The organism is Novipirellula aureliae (assembly GCF_007860185.1).
Lineage (GTDB): Bacteria > Planctomycetota > Planctomycetia > Pirellulales > Pirellulaceae > Novipirellula_A > Novipirellula_A aureliae.
This window is the reverse complement of record NZ_SJPY01000006.1, coordinates 583215-600423: the sequence shown is the minus strand read 5'-3', so window position 1 is coordinate 600423 and position 17209 is coordinate 583215. Positions and strand designations below refer to the sequence as shown.

At 53.6% G+C, this 17209-nt stretch carries 12 protein-coding genes and 1 tRNA gene; 6 read left to right on the top strand and 7 right to left on the bottom strand.

Annotated features, from left to right (window positions below; genetic code table 11):
* Positions 1-429: 429 nt before the first annotated feature.
* The 4 genes from Q31b_RS19985 to tatA all read right to left on the bottom strand — a co-directional run bounded on the left by Q31b_RS19985 (position 430) and on the right by tatA (position 2448).
* Entirely contained in the window at positions 430-1710 is a 1281-nt protein-coding gene (locus Q31b_RS19985; protein WP_146601387.1) for a site-specific integrase, read from the bottom strand.
* Between the two features lie 135 nt (positions 1711-1845).
* Positions 1846-1919 (bottom strand) — tRNA-Val (locus Q31b_RS19980).
* Positions 1920-1961: 42 nt separating this feature from the next.
* On the bottom strand, positions 1962-2234 hold the full coding sequence (locus Q31b_RS19975; RefSeq protein WP_146601386.1) for a Sec-independent protein translocase subunit TatA/TatB: 273 nt from the start codon (positions 2232-2234) through the stop codon (positions 1962-1964).
* Position 2235: 1 nt separating this feature from the next.
* The gene (tatA, locus tag Q31b_RS19970; protein ID WP_146601385.1) at positions 2236-2448 is read right to left on the bottom strand and encodes a twin-arginine translocase TatA/TatE family subunit; all 213 of its coding nucleotides are present in this window, start codon (positions 2446-2448) and stop codon (positions 2236-2238) included.
* Positions 2449-2663: 215 nt separating this feature from the next.
* Between tatA and Q31b_RS28495 the strand changes: the two genes are divergently transcribed.
* Positions 2664-2828, top strand: a complete 165-nt coding sequence (locus Q31b_RS28495) for a hypothetical protein (protein WP_197171900.1) — start codon at positions 2664-2666, stop codon at positions 2826-2828.
* Here the strand turns inward: Q31b_RS28495 and Q31b_RS19965 are convergent.
* Complete coding sequence (locus tag Q31b_RS19965; RefSeq protein ID WP_146601384.1) at positions 2816-3463, bottom strand: hypothetical protein; 648 nt, start codon at positions 3461-3463, stop codon at positions 2816-2818. The two genes, Q31b_RS28495 and Q31b_RS19965, sit on opposite strands and share 13 nt — an antisense overlap.
* A 180-nt stretch (positions 3464-3643) precedes the next feature.
* Between Q31b_RS19965 and Q31b_RS19960 the strand changes: the two genes are divergently transcribed.
* From Q31b_RS19960 to Q31b_RS19945, 4 genes are all read left to right on the top strand, one after another.
* Positions 3644-5074 carry an oxidoreductase gene (locus Q31b_RS19960; RefSeq protein ID WP_146601383.1) on the top strand — a complete coding sequence of 477 codons (1431 nt, stop codon included), beginning with the start codon at positions 3644-3646 and terminating at the stop codon, positions 5072-5074.
* A gap of 356 nt (positions 5075-5430) precedes the next feature.
* Positions 5431-7704, top strand: a complete 2274-nt coding sequence (locus tag Q31b_RS19955) for a sensor domain-containing diguanylate cyclase/phosphohydrolase (RefSeq protein ID WP_146601382.1) — start codon at positions 5431-5433, stop codon at positions 7702-7704.
* A 15-nt stretch (positions 7705-7719) separates the two neighbouring features.
* Positions 7720-8706 (top strand): hypothetical protein, encoded by a 987-nt coding sequence (locus Q31b_RS19950; RefSeq protein ID WP_146601381.1) that lies wholly within the window; start codon positions 7720-7722, stop codon positions 8704-8706.
* A 225-nt stretch (positions 8707-8931) separates the two neighbouring features.
* The gene (locus Q31b_RS19945) at positions 8932-10320 is read left to right on the top strand and encodes a vitamin K epoxide reductase family protein (protein ID WP_197171898.1); all 1389 of its coding nucleotides are present in this window, start codon (positions 8932-8934) and stop codon (positions 10318-10320) included.
* A 6-nt stretch (positions 10321-10326) separates the two neighbouring features.
* Here the strand turns inward: Q31b_RS19945 and nth are convergent, their stop codons facing one another.
* Positions 10327-10983, bottom strand: coding sequence for an endonuclease III (gene nth, locus Q31b_RS19940; protein WP_146601379.1), 657 nt, complete (start codon positions 10981-10983; stop codon positions 10327-10329).
* A 149-nt stretch (positions 10984-11132) separates the two neighbouring features.
* Here nth and Q31b_RS19935 point away from each other — a divergent pair, with 149 nt between their 5' ends.
* A complete protein-coding gene (locus tag Q31b_RS19935) occupies positions 11133-13679 on the top strand; it encodes a DUF3656 domain-containing U32 family peptidase (RefSeq protein WP_146601378.1) in 2547 nt (848 codons plus the stop codon).
* Positions 13680-14251: 572 nt separating this feature from the next.
* Here Q31b_RS19935 and gyrA read toward each other — a convergent pair.
* Positions 14252-16990, bottom strand: coding sequence for a DNA gyrase subunit A (gene gyrA / locus Q31b_RS19930; protein WP_390622339.1), 2739 nt, complete (start codon positions 16988-16990; stop codon positions 14252-14254).
* Between the last annotated feature and the right edge of the window lie 219 nt (positions 16991-17209).

Here is a 17209-nt window from a genome sequence, read left to right as displayed (position 1 = left end):
GGTTTAGTTCACGGTGGGATGACACTACACTTGCCAAGCATTTCACCATGCAGCGAGTTCGATCAGTGTCACGCTTTGGAATCTTCGTCAATTCATAAGAATGCAAGGAAAGCACTTCAGCATTCGTAAATACATCGGCTGCCAACACGCCGCAGGCATGAATAATACTCATTGTTCTCTTTGTTTGGCGGCATCGCGACCGCTGGAGGTACAAAGAGAAACCGCCAGCGGCCAACGAGGCCTAAACCACCGCACCGTCGCGCGGCGATTGTTATTGATGCCATCCGACCGTCGCCGGTGGCATGTTGCTATTATGACGCTATCCGATCATTCGGGCTACCTCTCTCGCCTTTTCGGCGTAAATTTGCGTCACGTTATCGTCGGAGTGCCCAAGGATCACTTGGGCGGATCAAACCAAAACTATTGCCGCTAACCGATCGCTTTCGCAACCTCGGCAGCAAGTTTCAGGTTTCGCAATGCGTAGATTTCGCTCGTATCGGTTCGACTGTGTCCAAGCACAGCAGCCACCGCTTCTATTCCGAACTCTTCTCGAGTTTGCGTCCCCATCGAATGCCTGAGTTGATTTGGCGACCACCGATGATCGCTTAGCCACACTTTCAGTTCATCGCGTTGCTTTTCGGTCAAGCGTTTCACGCGAGCGTTATTTGACTCACCTTTTAGTTTTGCCAACGGGGCGGGCGGCAAGAACGCCCGGTCGCAAGCTCGATGAATCGCTCGGCGATACGAATCGTTCGTGTAGCAATCGCCGGGTGCTCGCTTGCGTCGGCGTTTTCGTTTGCTTGGTTTGCATCCACACGAGAGCGGTGTCACTCGTTTCGTGTGTCGATCCTCCAATTGTTCTTCGATCACTTCAGACGGCTTGAAGCAGTATTCCAAGTCATCGCGATTCAGATACGGTTCAAGGATCTTCTGTGCTCTTGGTCCGATGACTATTGCTCGCTTTTTGTTATGGTGTTCGGTTTTGTGCCTTTCGGGAACGAAAACCCACGTTTCGCCGCGACGGTCAAAATCTCCAGCTCGCATGATGCAAACTTCCCCTGGTCGGGCTCCAGTCAACCGCTGAATCTGAACCATGTCGGCCAAGGTAGGTAGCAAATGCGGTAGGGTCAGGTCAACGACTTCATCGTCAACAGGCGGGATCTCAGGGTTATCGTGTGCAGTAGTCTTTCCTTTGCGCAGCCCGTTAACTGTCTCCAGTCGTCGCAAAGTCGATTCGTTGACAAGTTCCTCAGAAACGCCCCAACGCACCATACGCTTGATTCTGTCAATGTTTTCATTGACGTATTTGCGAGCTTGTCCAAGCTCAACGAACTGCTGCTGGACAGCTTTCAGCGCGATCGGGCCGAAATCATCCACTGGCGTGTCACCATACGTTTTCCTCAAAACACGGAACGCTGGCCGCATATTTTCGGCGGTATCGGTGGGAGTTCCATCGGCTCGGCGATAGTAAGCCTGTGCGTATCTCCAATAGCGAGCAATCAACTCGGTGATCGTGAACGCATCGGGATCTGGGGGCGGGCCTTGGCGACCGGCTGCAAGCCATTCGCCAATCAGCCGATCGTAGAGCATTCGGCTCGCTTTAGAGTTGAACTTCCCAAGGTAGTGATCAAAACCCGCAATCGTGACAACGGCTTGACCGGTTGCTTTGTGTTTGCGGTACTTGGGGACAGCATTTCGCAGTCTTGGCATAGTGAAACATCCTTTCCATGTGCGCAAAACGGTAACTACCGTTTTGTGCTGTGGTAAAAATGCCGCACGCCTGAACGCCAGACGGTAACAAAATACTAGTTTCGGCTATAAGAAAAACAATCGTTCGTACAACAATGGGCGATACAGAATTCGAATCTGTGACCTCCGCGGTGTGAACACGGCGCTCTAACCAACTGAGCTAATCGCCCCCGAGATCGATCGATCTCCACGTTTCATGAAAATGCTCTCGCCTAGACGGGAGGTTTGAATTTTGGAACGGACGGCTCCTCGGGCTCGTCATCCACGGCGTCTTCCTTGGCGACTTTTTTTGAATCATCCAAGGTCAGCGTTTTTTGGGCCTCAAATTCCGCATTGCGGAATTGTTGCTGGACGTCGTTGAGCGTGCGTCGAAGTTCTCGGTAACTACCTCCGAATTTGCGTGCAACCTCGGGGAGATTGCCGCCAAATAGGACGACCGCAATGACTCCGATCACCATCAACTCGAATGGTGAGAGTCCAAACATGCTAGGATGCTTTCTCGTTTTTGGAGTCCGATGAATCGTCGTCTTCGAGCGATTCACTCATGCCACGCTTGAATTCGTTGGCACTCTTCCCCAAGTTTCGCATCAAGCTCGGTAGTTTCTGGCCGCCGAAAAGTAAAAGCATGATCGCCAAAATGATCGCTAATTCCATAGGGCCTGGCGATATAAAGCCGAGAACGGAAGTCAGTAGGATCATACAAATAGTCTCGTGAAAATGGCTCTCTAACAAGAACCGAAAGGCAGGATGGGGCTCAGCGAAGCACTCGCTCGCTCTGTTCCTATTGTATTGACCCGTCGATCGCTGTCAAAGGAGTAAAAAGGGAGATTCTTTTGGCTCAGCGATTATCCTTTTCCCGAACGAAGGTTTTTTTGGCGTCTCGGAGAGACGCCGCTACGATGGACGCCGCTACGATGCATGCCGCTGTTCGGCGTCTCGGAGAGACGCCGCTACGATGCATGCCGCTACGATGCATGCCGCTACGATGCATGCCGCTACGATGCATGCCGCTGTTCGGCGTCTCGGAGAGACGCCGCTACGATGGACGCCGCTACGATGGATGCTGCTATTTGGGCTGAAATATTTTTCGCTGGCGAGTCGGCTGGTAATTTTCACCTGAATAACCACTCGAATAGCCGTCTGATTCGTCCATCATGATCACCTCACCCGCTGGGGTGGGAATTTGCGACATGTACGTTTGGCTCCCTCCGCACGATTCGCATCCGCCACTCCCGTCACAGGAACTGCCGCATGATCCTCCGCAGCCGCCCGTGCCACAGCATTCGGTGTCATCCCCACAGCGATATCCCCACAAACTCTCGATACCTGAAAAGACACTGCGACATTTGCCGCAGGATTGCCCGTTGTGGTTGCCACAGGCATCACACGGATCGGAACAATCGGCTCGCTCGTTGATCCAAGGATCCACGTAAAGTTCGCCACAACCTTCACAGTCTCCACAGCCCCCGCCCGAGCGACCAAACGCGATCGGTCCGTTGGCACTACAGCTAGCGTTGCATTGATTGGTTGGGTCGCAACCAAACGGAGTAACGCAGCCAGCCGCTGCGAAAAGCGATAACGACAGTAACAGGCAGGAGGTTTTCGGTAACCGCATCGACAGATATCCCAAAGCCGTTTGTGATTTTTTGATCGTCACCGGGCTGGCAAAGTGCGCGGCAACGTTACAGACAGTACAAACCTCATCGTCACCCACGACCGTTAAACTCCAACAAATCTACACAATCGCTAAAAGTCGCCAATGATCCCATTGCATTCCGGCGTCCTTTCTCGCTTGGCGGACGACTCGAAGCCCATCCCAAGACAGCAATCGATTTGCTAACATTGGGCCTCTTGTATCGCTTCCTCCTGCCTCATTCTGTTTGGATATCCACCGATGGTCTACCCTCGCATAGCCAGCTTAAAAACGATCGGTGCTTTTCGAGATCGTTTGCGGGAACTCGACCTAGATCTTCCCAGCGATCATGAGCTTCAGTCCGCGTCTGAATCCTCCATGGCGGCACCCATCGAATTAACGTCAGGGGTGATTGGCAACCGATTTTGCATCCTGCCAATGGAAGGCTGGGACGGGACAACCGATGGCCAACCCACCGATTTAACTCGCCGCCGCTGGACCCACTTTGGACTCAGTGGAGCAAAACTGATTTGGGGAGGTGAAGCCGTCGCGGTTCGCAACGATGGACGGGCCAATCCGAACCAGTTGATGATGAGCGACGCAAATCTTTCGTCAATCGAATCACTTCGCCAAACGTTGGTGGCTGCTCATGAAGACCATGTCGGTAGCAGCGACGATTTGCGAGTCGGTTTACAATTGACTCATTCCGGTCGTTTTGCCAAACCAAACGACAAGACGAAAGCGGAACCACGAATCGCACAGCGAAACCCAGCACTCGATCCACGACTCAAGATCACCGACGACTCAACACTTCTAAGCGACGATGACTTAAAACGCTTGATTGATGACTTTATCGCAGCGGCTGTCCATGCAAGGAAAGCGGGCTACCATTTTGTCGATATCAAGCATTGTCACGGATATTTGGGCCATGAGCTTTTATCCGGTTTTGATCGGCGTGGCGAATTTGGCGGCTCATTCGAAAATCGAACTCGTTTTTTAAGAGATATCGTTGCTGGCATTCGCGCAGAAGCGGTGGGTTTGGAATTGGGCGTCAGGGTTAGCGTTTTCGATTTTGTTCCTTTTTGCCGCGGTGAAGATCGGATTGGCGTGCCAGATAAATTAGCCGATCCACGCTTGGTATTCGGAGGCGATGGGACGGGCCTGGGTATCGACCTGAGCGAACCGCAACAACTCATGAGTCTCATTGAAAAACTAGGCATTGAGCTGGTGTGCACGACGGCGGGAAGCCCATACTACAATCCTCACCTGACCCGCCCAGCATACTTTCCACCAAGCGATGGCTACCAACCGCCGGAAGACCCCTTGGTGGGGGTGGAGCGGCACATACAGGCAACGGCTGAAATCAAGAGGATGCACCCGAATTTGATCATCGTCGGCAGTGGCTATTCGTATTTGCAAGACTGGCTTCCCCATGTGGCCCAAGCGGTTGTCCGCAGCGGCATGGTCGACATCGTCGGTCTTGGACGGATGGTTTTGTCGTATCCTGAATTGCCCGCCGATGTATTGGCAGGAAAAACGCTGGCCCGCAAGAAGATCTGCCGGACGTTTAGCGATTGCACAACCGCACCGAGAAACGGCATCGTTAGTGGCTGTTATCCACTCGACCCGCTCTACAAAGCGATGCCTGAGCGGAAAGCGTTAGCCGATCTTAAATCGTCGATGGAATCGTGATTCGTTACTAGCGGCCTGCTGATTTAATCGTTTAACGCTTAGCCGAAGGCGTCAGCTTTTCCATAAGCGGTCGCCTATGGCTTGGCGTTAAACAATAAATCGAGTCAAACCGATTAAATCAGCAGGCCGCTAGCCCCTGCCTGGGGACCGGATGGTGGCGGACCCGTGCCAGGGCAAGCGTAGGAGCAGGCAAGGGCGGAGCCTTGGTTTGCGGTGCGTTCCAGGTAGATGCCTGGGAACGAGTGGGTGTCAGTTTTTGCCAGTTTTTTTATATCCTTTTGATAACACCTCGTTCAAATGCGACCTAGGCTTTCTATAAACTCGCACTTCATCGCTCGCTCCACCATGCTGTTCGAATGATTGACACAACTCCCATAACCGGCCCTTCCACGGGTGCTTCCATCCCCGTTTGTCCGACAGAAGGCCAATTGATACCGGGCAACACGTCCAAACTTGAAGCACTTCTTGCGGGTCTTCAGGACGCCGCGCCTACCGCTGACGAGAACCCAAAACGCCATTCCCAGGCAGCCGACTTGAAGTTTGAGAATCGGCTCGCCATGGTTCGGCTAGGTGTTGCGACATCGTTGTATTTCTGTTTGCGTGCAAAGCATATCCCAACAGCGGCCCACAGTTTACGTGTGGCCCTTTCCTGTTCCTCTTGGGCACATCGACTGGGACTCGATGAACCGGCTCGTGATCGCATCGAAGTGGCGGCACTCCTACACGATTTGGGGAAGGTTGGCATCCCCGACCGCATCCTCCGCAAACCGGGCAAACTAACCGTCGAAGAGCAATTGACGATGGATTGCTGCCCCCGACTTGGTTGTGAAATTCTTCGCGGTTGCACGACGGACCACGAACTTCTGGACATTGTCTTTCATGCGAACACATGGTTTGACAGCCGCCGCGTTGAAGAGGGTCCTCGTGGTGATGCCCTACCGATCGGGTCGAGAATGTTAGCGATTGCAGATGCGTTTGATGCAATGACGACCGATCATGTTTACCGCAATGCGATGAGCCGCGAACTGGCAATTAAGGAATTAGCAAATGGTGCGGGGTCGCAGTTCGATCCTGAATTGGTCATCGATTTTAGCCGTATGCTCGAAGACCGACCGGAACTGTTACAAGGCGTGGTCACCGAGCGTTGGCTAAACCAGCTTAATGAGAGCTCCACATCAGGTCTTTGGACGTCGACGTTCAACCGCTCGAGCGAAGGTGTCGCAATGAGTCACCGAATGGGCTCCCTGCGAAATAGCGATTCACCTTTCTTTAATGCCTTGGTCGGCAAAATGAAGGATGGCGTCGCCTTCACGGATGCCGAAGGGACGATCTTGCGTTGGAACGATGCGATGCAACGTTTGACGTCGATTGCAGCCGAAGCGATCGTAGGAAAGACTTGGAACGATGAGAGCATTCGGCTCCGCGAGCAAGAAGATGCTCGATCGGACGCTGGCTGTGTGATCGAGCAATGTTTACAGTCAGGGGCATCGGTCTGTCGAGCGATGGTGCTAGAGAAGCCAGGCGGATCACCGATTCCTGTTTATGTGCAAGTTTCTCCGGTATCCGCCTCCGCGCATGAGTTATCACGTGCATCGTCGCGTGGGTCCTGTGGGACACTGATCGTGATTCGAGATCTCTCCGACCAAGCATCCCTTGAACAGAAAGTGGAGTCCCTTCACCATCAAACCACTCGCGATCCGTTGACAGGGATTGGGAACCGGGCCCACTTTGACGAGACCCTTGCCGCTGCGACGGCCTTGACCGCATCGGGCGGTCCAACGTTTAGCATGATCATTTGCGATATCGATCACTTTAAGCGAGTCAACGATGTGCACGGCCATCCGGCAGGTGACGAAGCATTGATTCGATTCGCATCGATCTTGGAAAGCCACAGCCGTGAAGGTGATCTGGTGGCCCGATATGGTGGTGAAGAGTTCTTGCTAATCGCCAATCACTGCGACAACGCTACGGCCACGAAACTCGCAGAGAAAATCCGCACCGCTCTCGAACGAACTCCACTGCCGAGCCTTGGCAATGAATCGGTCACCGCCAGTTTCGGAGTGACGGAATATCAAGCGGGCGATTCACCTGAAACCATTTTGGCTCGGGCAGACCGAGCTCTGCTCAAGGCAAAAGACAACGGTCGCAACCGAGTGATTCAACTTGGAGCCGGGAATCGTCCGGTCGAGCAAACCGCTGCTCCAAAGCGAACTTGGTTTGGCTTGCTCGCTCGAGCCGAAGGAAAGCAGAACTGCGAGTTTGATATCCTCACGCCTGTACCTGCGGCACTGGCGATCGAAAAACTTCGCGGATTTATTGCCGATCACGATGCCGAGATCATTCGGGTTACCGAAAACCAACTTTCGCTTAAAGTCAACGCCGTCTGCTCCGAAGGCGGCCGCAGGAAAGTCGATCACCATATCACCCTCGAAGCAAATTTGACACTAAGTGAGCAGGTGCGGGGCGATGCCTCGGGGGCACCCGGTCGCAAATGGCAAGGCACCAAAGTCCATCTTGCCGTCCGCCCACTGCGTAGCCGTGATCGTCGAAGCCGTGCTCTAAGCCCTTGTGTGAGCCAATTGACAGCAAGCTTGAAAAGCTACTTAATGGGCGAAATGATCAACGACTAGAATGGGCACACTTCCATGAAACGAAACCCGCGTTTGTACACCACCCTATCGTTCGTTTCCGCAGCGGCCGGCTTGGCCTGGACCTGTCTAGCATATTCGAGTGCTGTGCTGGCTCAGGACGATGGCGTAATCGCCAATCCAAAGCCGCTTTCTCATCCCAGAACACTGAATGCCGATTTTGTCCCAAACCCGGTACAGGTTCATCCAAAAGTCATCTCGGGCGGCTTGCCAGAAAATGCCGACGCGTTCCGGAAATTATCCGAACGGGGTGTAAAAACCATTATTAGCGTCGATGGAATGAAACCAGATCTTGCAGCGGCCAAACAATGGGGGCTGAGGTATATCCATTTGCCGCACGGGTACGACGGTATTTCCGAGGTTCGGATTCGAGAGCTTGCCAAAGCGGTTCGGGATCTTGATGGGATCGTGTACATTCATTGCCATCACGGGAAGCATCGCAGTCCCGCGGCGGCCAGTGCAGCATGCGTTGCCGCTGGCCTGATTTCACCTGACGATGCAGCCACCGTTCTACGCATCGCCCAGACGAACCCTGGTTATCGTGGCCTGTACGAATCGGTTGCTCAAACAAAACCGCTTGATACAAAGATCCTCGACCAGATGTTACCCAACTTCCCTGAAGTCGCTAGAGTGGCAGGGATTGTGGAAGGCATGGTCGCACTCGACCAAACGCATCATCATTTGAAACAAATCATGGCGGCAAACTGGCAAACACCCGCCGATCATCCCGACCTTGATCCACCGCATGTTGCCTTGCTGTTACGGGAGCATTTTACGGAGCTTCTCCGTGATGAGTCGGAGGATAGTCAGAGCGTGGATTTTCGGCGTTTCTTAACCGAATCGGAATCCGCGGCTCGCGACATTGAGCATCTCCTAGCAGGTGTCCGAAGCGAGGATGCGGAAGAGACATCGAGTCGCTTGGACCATGCCATGAAGGCGATCGAACAGAACTGCAAAGCATGCCACGTCGCGTATCGTGACTAATCGAAAATCATTCGACAATCGAGGTATGACGATTAGGCCAAAAGTGATAGAATGCCCCGCAGAACCACCTCTTAACCAGCCTGCACCAACCTCGAACAGATTATGACTTCCTCAAGCACGACAAACTCGGGACTCCACGCGGCCTCTTCAGCAACCCCTTCTCAACGGTCATCCAAATCGGGTCGGCTAACAACCTTCCAATGGCTGTTTCATGACATCAAATCATTGCCCGGTCGAACCGTCACACTCATTCTCTCCGTTTGCATTGCGGTCGCTCTCGGATGCAGTGGATATTTGCTTTGGGCTGATTTGACATCGTCCCCGATTGCTGGCTGCGGTGGTGGCGGTGGGTGGATCGATTGCGACAGCGTCTCGAGCAGTCGCTGGTCCATTTGGTTTGGAATTCCCGTCAGTCTGTTTGCAATCGGAATCTACCTCGTTATGGCCGCCGCTTTGGTCGCGGGGAGCACACAGCGTTGTAGCCGATCGGTTCGGAAAGTCGGATGGACCGTTGTGACGGTCACCGCGTTAGCGGCTGGGCTGAGTGCCATTTGGTTTGTAGGCATCCAGTTTTTGGTTCTTAAACATATTTGCGTTTATTGCATGACCGCTCATGTTTGCGGGTTGGTTGCTGCGGGAACAATGCTAGCCAAGAGCCCTTTACGAGGAAAAGCGATGGCGGCGACAGCGAGCCTAAGCTTGGCTGGCCTAGCTATCCTTGTCGGGGGGCAATTCCTGACGACACCGCCTGAAACTTACCGGATCGAGCGATTTGAAGTACCTGCAAAAACCGAGTCGGACGGTTTCGAGTTTGCTCCGCCTAGCAGTATTTCACCGGAGCTGACGGCACCTGGCGAAGAGTCTTCAGGAGACGACTTATTCGAGGCCCCGATAACAACGCATCGCCAAACTCGGACGCCTCTGTCGGAATTTGTTGCCAAGTACATTCCGAACCAACCGATTTTGCTCGATCCCACGATGGTGGTGTCGGCAATCGTGGCTGATGAGGGAGCCAAGCCAGCGGAAGCGTCTCCTCGAATCGCAGCGATCCAAGGTGGAACGATCAAGTTAAACCTAGCCCAGTGGCCGCATCTTGGCCGCGACGATGCCAAGTACGTGGTTGTCGAAGTTTTTGACTACTATTGCCCTTCGTGCCGCGAAACCTACGCCGCAGTGGCAGGTGCAAGGGAGAAATTAGGCGATGACTTGGCTGTCATGTTGTTGCCCGTTCCACTGAATGCCGCCTGCAATTCCAGCATCCGCATTACCAACCCGATGTATCGTGAATCGTGCGAGGTAACGAGTCTTGCGATCGCAGTTTGGCGGGTCGACCCCGCCGCGTTTGAAGAATTCCACAATTGGATGCTCCAAAGCAAAACGCCGCCAACGTATGCGGCGGCAAAAGCAAAAGTGGCATCCCTTGTCGACGCTGAAAAAATCAACGCGGAACTATCATCGGGGACACCTGGAAAGTATATCGCTAAGCATGTTGAGATATACAATCGAGTCGGAAAGGGAACCATCCCTAAGTTGATGTTTCCTCAAACGAGCGTGGTCGGCAAATTCACGTCCGCCGATAGCTTGGTTGAATTGATTCGTCGCGAAGGGGCCTAAAGCCCGCTACGAGGGCTTTTGGCAAACAACCGCCTTGGTTCGCTTCGGATACAATTCACGACAAATTTCACATTTGGTTCCGTCGCAACCGCGAGCCGTGCAATGTTCGCGGCCATAGTAAATGATCTGCAGATGGAGATCGTTCCAGGATTCGATTGGAAACAACTTTTTTAAATCCATTTCGGTTTGCGTAACACTTTTGCCGCTCGTCAAACCCCAACGTTGGGCCAGTCGGTGGATGTGTGTATCGACTGGAAACGCCGGCACACCAAACGACTGTGCCATGACAACGCTGGCTGTTTTGTGGCCAACGCCTGCCAAGGCTTCGAGCTCTTCGAATGTACGGGGCACGGCGGAGTCATGATGCTCGACCAAGCGCTGAGACAATTTCATTAAATTCTTTGCTTTCGAATTTGACAATCCGATCGGTCGTATCAATCGCAGAATCTCTGCTTCGCCGAGTTCCAGCATTTTCTGGGGCGTCCCTGCGACAGCAAACAATTCCGGCGTAACCTCGTTCACCTTCTTGTCCGTACACTGGGCACTTAAGAGCACCGCAACGAGCAATGTAAACTCATCTCGATGGTCAAGCGGGATTGGCGGATCAGGATACATTGCCTGCAAACGCAGGCGAACCAAGTCCGCACGTTCTTGTTTCTTCAACCGATCATCCTCTTGCTAAAGATCCAGGTGGACAGGGATCTTTATCAAGATCCATTGCATTGGCCTTAGATCTTAGCCAATCTCAGCGATCTCCCAACCCACGAACTCTTGCAATTCCCAAACGTCCACCCGCCTGTCATACTTAGTGCATGAACCGAACCAGCCAGCCTCTACCGAGCCATCCGATTGAGTTACTTGCCCCGGCGGGGGATTGGGAATGTGCCCGTGCGGCGGTCGAAAACGGCGCCAACGCAATCTATTTTGGACTCGACTGCGGCTTCAATGCACGTGTTCGGGCCAAGAACTTTGGCCTTGCCGACCTCGATGAATTGATGAGTTGGCTACGGATTCGCGGTGTACGCGGCTATGTGACGATGAATGTGCTAGCCTTCCCCTGCGAATTGCCGCGGCTTATTGAGATCATCGAAAAAGTCGCTACCGCAGGCGTCGATGCCGTCTTGGTCCAAGATTTTGGCGTCGCACGCATAATCAAAGCGGTGTGCCCCGATTTGGAAATCCACGCCTCCACCCAGATGAGCTTGACCAGCGCCGAAACCATCGAAGTTGCCTCCGATCTTGGTTTGTCACGCGTCGTCTTGGCTCGCGAGTTGTCGGTAAACGAAATCAAAGAAATCACCCAAGCAACCGACATGCCGGTCGAGTGCTTCATTCATGGTGCATTGTGCGTGGCCTACAGTGGCCAATGTTTGACGAGCGAATCGCTGGGCGGTCGCAGTGCGAACCGAGGCCATTGTGCCCAGGCCTGTCGGTTGCCATATGAATTAATTGTCGATGGCGAAGATCGTGATCTCGGCGAGGTCCGCTACTTGCTTAGCCCGCAAGACCTAGCCGGCTACGCCGCGATTCCCGATATGATCGATGCTGGAGTCGCCTCCCTAAAAATCGAAGGTCGATTGAAGACACCCGAATATGTCGCCAACATTACCGGGCATTATCGACGAGCGATCGACGATGTGACGAGCACTGGAAAAGTGCATGTCGATCAAACAGCCCGTCAAGAAATGGAACTCTCCTTTTCACGCGGTTTCTCGCCAGGTTGGATGGAAGGCAACGATCACAAACGCTTGGTTCCCGGCGTCCACTCGGCCAAACGTGGCATCCGACTCGGCGAAGTCTTCGCCGTAAAGAAGGAGCGGCTTTGCCTAATCGTCGATGCACCGGTATCCCTCGGTGATGGATTGGCAATTGAACCGACCGGGATAGCCGACTCATCCATCTCGATCCAAGGCGGACGCATTTATTCACTGGACGACCACAATGGAAACCGCCTCGAATCGGCTAAGCAAAACGATCGGGTCTGGATTGGATTCGGGCGAGGCGAAATCGATTGGCTAAACGTCCAAACGGGCGATGCCGTCTATAAAAACGACGACCCCAAACTCAATCGACGCTTGCGGCAAAGTTTCTCAGGTCAAGATTCCCGACGTCGCCAACCGATTGACGTCACCGCTCACGCCGAAGCCGGCCAAACGCTACGGCTTTCTGCTGTGACAGAGAATGGCATATCGATTGATGTCGAAGGCGATCAGAAACTCGAGGTCGCTCGCAAACATCCACTCGACGAGACCCTGCTTCGCGAAAAACTTGGCCGTATGGGAAGCACGTCATTCGAACTGCGAACCCTTCACGCAACGATCGTTGGGGAACCAATGGTCCCGACGAGTCTACTGAACCAACTCCGGCGTGAACTAACCGATGCGCTTACAAAAAAACTCTCCACTCCGACATTGCGGAGTATCAATGCCACCGCAGGCCGAGCATTACTTGAACCATTGGGGAATGAACCACCGCCAATTGCCCCCCCACTGAGCCAACCATCTTTGGCTGTCCTGTGCCGCAGGCTCGAACAAATCGAGGCTGTTTCGAAATGCAACCCTTCATGCCTCATCTACACCGACCTTCACGACGTTCGGCAATACAAAGACGCTGTTCAAATCGCTCATGACAATGGAGCGAGAATTGGCATTGCTAACGTGCGAATCCAAAAGCCAGGAGAAATGGGTTTGCTGCGGGTTCTTCAACGACTCGATGCCGATTGTTTCCTCGTGCGAAACCTGGCGGCGCTGCGGCATTTGCGTGAAACCGCAAAACCTCTGGTCGCCGACTTCTCATTGAACACCGCAAATCATCGATCTGCCGAATGGTTGATCGACCAGGGAGCCGAGCGGGTAACCGCGTCCTACGATTTGAATCGCGACCAATTAATGGACCTGGTCGCTTCGATTCGAACAAGTCAACTTGAGGTCGTCATCCATCAACACATGCCAATGTTTCATATGGAGCATTGTGTGTTTTGTAGCGTCATGTCACCAGGCACGAACAAGAGCAATTGCGGACGCCCCTGCGATCGGCACCTTGTCAAGCTGCGCGACCGAGTCGGGGCCGAGCATCCGCTTGAAGCGGATGTTGCATGCCGCAATACCCTTTACAACGCGACCGCGCAAAGCGGTTCGGAAATCGTTGCCGATCTGATACGAAGTGGTGTCAACTGGTATCGTATCGAGTTGCTCGAACAAAACGCGACCGAATCGAAGCAAGTCGTCGACACCTACCAAAAACTCCTTGCCGGAGAGTTATCGGGTGGCGAAGTGTGGCGAACGCTACAAGCGACCAACCGGCTAGGAGTCACCCGAGGCACGCTCGAATCGAAACGAAACCCGCTCGCGATTCTTTAGAAAACCGATTTAGAACCATGAGAGTTTGGAGGCAGTGGATCTTGTTAAAGATCCTCTGCCTTGCTAAAGATCCCCTGCCTTACTAAAGATCCCCTGCCTTACTAAAGATCACTGCGCGGAAGGATCCTTGGCAAGATCCACGCCTCTGAATTTGGCTCCACCGAAGAATCCGTGGGTTGATTCATCCATCCCAAGTACCGAAGGATAGGTTTTTCAGGCACCGCAGGGCGAAAAGAATGTTGTCGGTGCATCGGCAATCGGACGTTCCAAAATAAACCTCGGCAAAACAAGCCGTTTTATCAAAGCCAAGCGAGACATTCTTCCCTCCCTGACGCCGTTGTCCCTAGCCCGGATGATTCATGGGCTTGCAAATTGTTTTGCTAACGTCTACGCCTTAAAGCGTTTACGTTCATTGCTCGAAAAACAGTCTGCGTATTAGCCGTTTTGGCGTTACGGGCTGTCGATTTAATCGTTTAACGCTTAGCCGAAGGCGTCAGCTTTTCCATAAGTGGTCGCCTATGGCTTGGCGTTAAACAATTAGTCGAGTCAAACCGATTTAATTGACAGGCCGGTTAACTCTCGGTTGGTCCTTCGTTTGCCGGTGGCTCCGTCGTGTTACCTTCAACCGCATCACCGTCAACGACGCGACCTTCAACCGTGTTCCCCTCGACGGCCACTGGCTCGATCGGGGCGTCGGACTCTTCTTCGGGCGGAACGCGGACAACGGCGATCAAACTGTCGCCTTCATCAACGTTCATAATGCGAACGCCTTGTGTATTGCGACCGATCACATTGATATCGGCTGCCTTGATCCGTTGCAGCTTGCCCTTACTGGTCATCATAAACAGCTCATCGTCGTCGTTCACGCGAGCGATACCGATAACGCTACCGTTTCGGGCGCTGGTACGAATATCTCGAACGCCTTTGCCGCCACGTTTTTGTGTGCGATAGCGAGAACTGGAAGAGCCATTCTCCTCTTCAGACACCTCTTCAGGGGAATCTTCACTTGTTTCTTCATCATCGTCACCGTCGTTGGAACCATTGCTTATCTCGACGGCTGCGTTGGGGCCGAAGAAGGTCCGCTTACCGAAGCCATTTTCACAGACAGTCAACAACGTCGCATCGGGATCGGCGACGACCATACCAACGACGCTGTCGCCCTTGGAGAGACGGATGCCTTTCACGCCTGAGGTGTTTCGGCCCATCGGGCGAGCATCGGATTCGCGGAAGCGGATCGCCATACCGGATGCGGTCACCAGAACGACTTCGTCGCCCGGCCCGATGACGGCGGCATCGACCAATTCATCGCCCTCACGAAGTTTGATGGCGATGATGCCATTCTTCTTAGGGCGGCTGTACTGTTCAAGCGGCGTCTTTTTGACCAATCCACTTCGGGTTGCCATGACGACAAAGTAGCCAGCTTGATCGAAGTCGCGAACGGCCAAGCATTCGGCAATCTTCTCATCGTCGCTGAGATTCAGCAGATTGACGATGGCGCGGCCCTTGGAGTCGCGAGCCAATTGAGGCAAGTCGTAAACCTTTTGCCAGCGCACTTTTCCTGTCGTCGTCAAGAACAACAGGTAGGCGTGAGTACTAGCGACAAACAAGTGCTCGATCGGATCCTCTTCGTCAGTCTTTGCCCCTTTGAGTCCTTTCCCACCACGGCGTTGTGTGTTGTAAACACTTGTCGGCGTGCGTTTGATATAGCCGCGATGACTGAGCGACACGACCATCGTCTCCTCGGTAATCAGATCTTCAAGATCGATATTGCCGAGTTCCTCCATACTAATTTCGGTTCGCCGCTTGTCGCCGAACCGCCGAACCATCTCTTCCAAATCCTCTTTGATGATCGAATTAATGCGAGCTTGGCTCGACAAGATATCTAAATAATCAGTGATCTCCTCGAGCAACGCCGTGTGTTCGCCAATCAGTTTTTCCTGTTCGAGATTGACCAATTGGCCGAGCGTCATCCGCATGATGGCATCGGTTTGGACGCTGGTCAGCGTATAGTTTTCGGCCTCTCCGCGTTCGAGTACGAATTGGTCGAAACCGCTATCGCCGAGCGCCCGCCTCATCATCGCCGCGGGGCATTCGATTTGCATCAGACGCTGCTTCGCTTCGGGCTGAGTTTTGCTTTCGCGAATCGTGCGGATAATTTTATCGATATCCGCGAGCGCCAAAAGCAAGCCTTCGACCGTATGTTTTCGGCGGCGAGCACGGGCGAGCAAGAACTGGGTCCGACGACGAATGACGGTGACACGATGCCGCAGAAACTCTTGTAGAATTTCCTTCAAAGTGAGTTCTCGCGGCTTCCCATCAACGAGCGCCAAGAAGATCAGCGAAAAGGTGTCTTGCAGCGGCGAGAATTGGTAGAGCTGGTTGAGAACCACGTCAGGATCGGCATCGCGTTTCAGCTCGATCACCAAGCGAACCGGCTCCTTCAAGTCGCTTTCATCGCGAATTGCCGAGATGCCCTTGATCCGTTCGCCGTTGACGAGTGCCGCGATCTTTTCGATCACGCGATCACGGTATTGCTGGTAAGGGATCTCCGTCACGACGATTCGCGAACGCCCGCCTTTCATCTCTTCGATACGGCAACGGGCGCGCACGACAACGGTACTGCGTCCTGTCTTGTAGCCTCGCCGGATTCCAGCACGTCCGCAGATGATCCCGCCGGTCGGGAAGTCAGGACCGGGGATGATTTCGCACAATTCATCAATCGTCATGTCGGGACGATCGATCAATTGAATCAGAGCCTCACAAACCTCGCTCGGGTTGTGCGGCGGGATACTCGTCGCCATCCCGACGGCGATCCCGCCACTGCCGTTGATGAGCAGATTCGGAAATTTACTTGGCAGCACCGTCGGCTCGGTACGAACTTCGTCATAGGTAGGAATGAAGTCGACGGTATCGAGTTTTAAATCTCCGAGCATGGCCGCAGCGACCGCGCTGAGCCTCGCTTCGGTATACCGCATCGCGGCAGGTGGCAATCCCGCAACGCTACCGAAGTTACCCTGTTTGTCGATCAACAATGACCGCATATTCCACTCTTGGGCCATCCGAACCAACGTCGGGTAGATCACACTTTCGCCGTGGGGGTGGTAGTTACCCGAGGTATCACCTGAGATTTTTGCACATTTGACTCGTTTGCTGCCCGGCCCGAGATTCAAATCATTCATCGCCACCAAGATCCGCCGCTGACTTGGCTTGAGTCCGTCACGGACATCCGGTAGCGCTCGACTAACAATGACGCTCATCGCGTAGGTCAGGTAGCTTTCGCGAAGCTCGTCCTCGATCGGCAAGTCGATCATTCGAAACGCGCCCGCCCCGCCTTCCGACCCGCCTACGGGGATATCGCCGCCGTTGCCGTTGCCGTTACCATTGCCATTGCCATTGCCATTGCCATTGCCATTGCCATTGCCATTGCCATTGCCATTGCCATTGCCATTGCCATTGCCTGAATTACCGCCTGATTGCTCGGGACCGCCCGATTGCTCGGGGGAGGTCGATTCATCTTGGCCTTCTTCGTT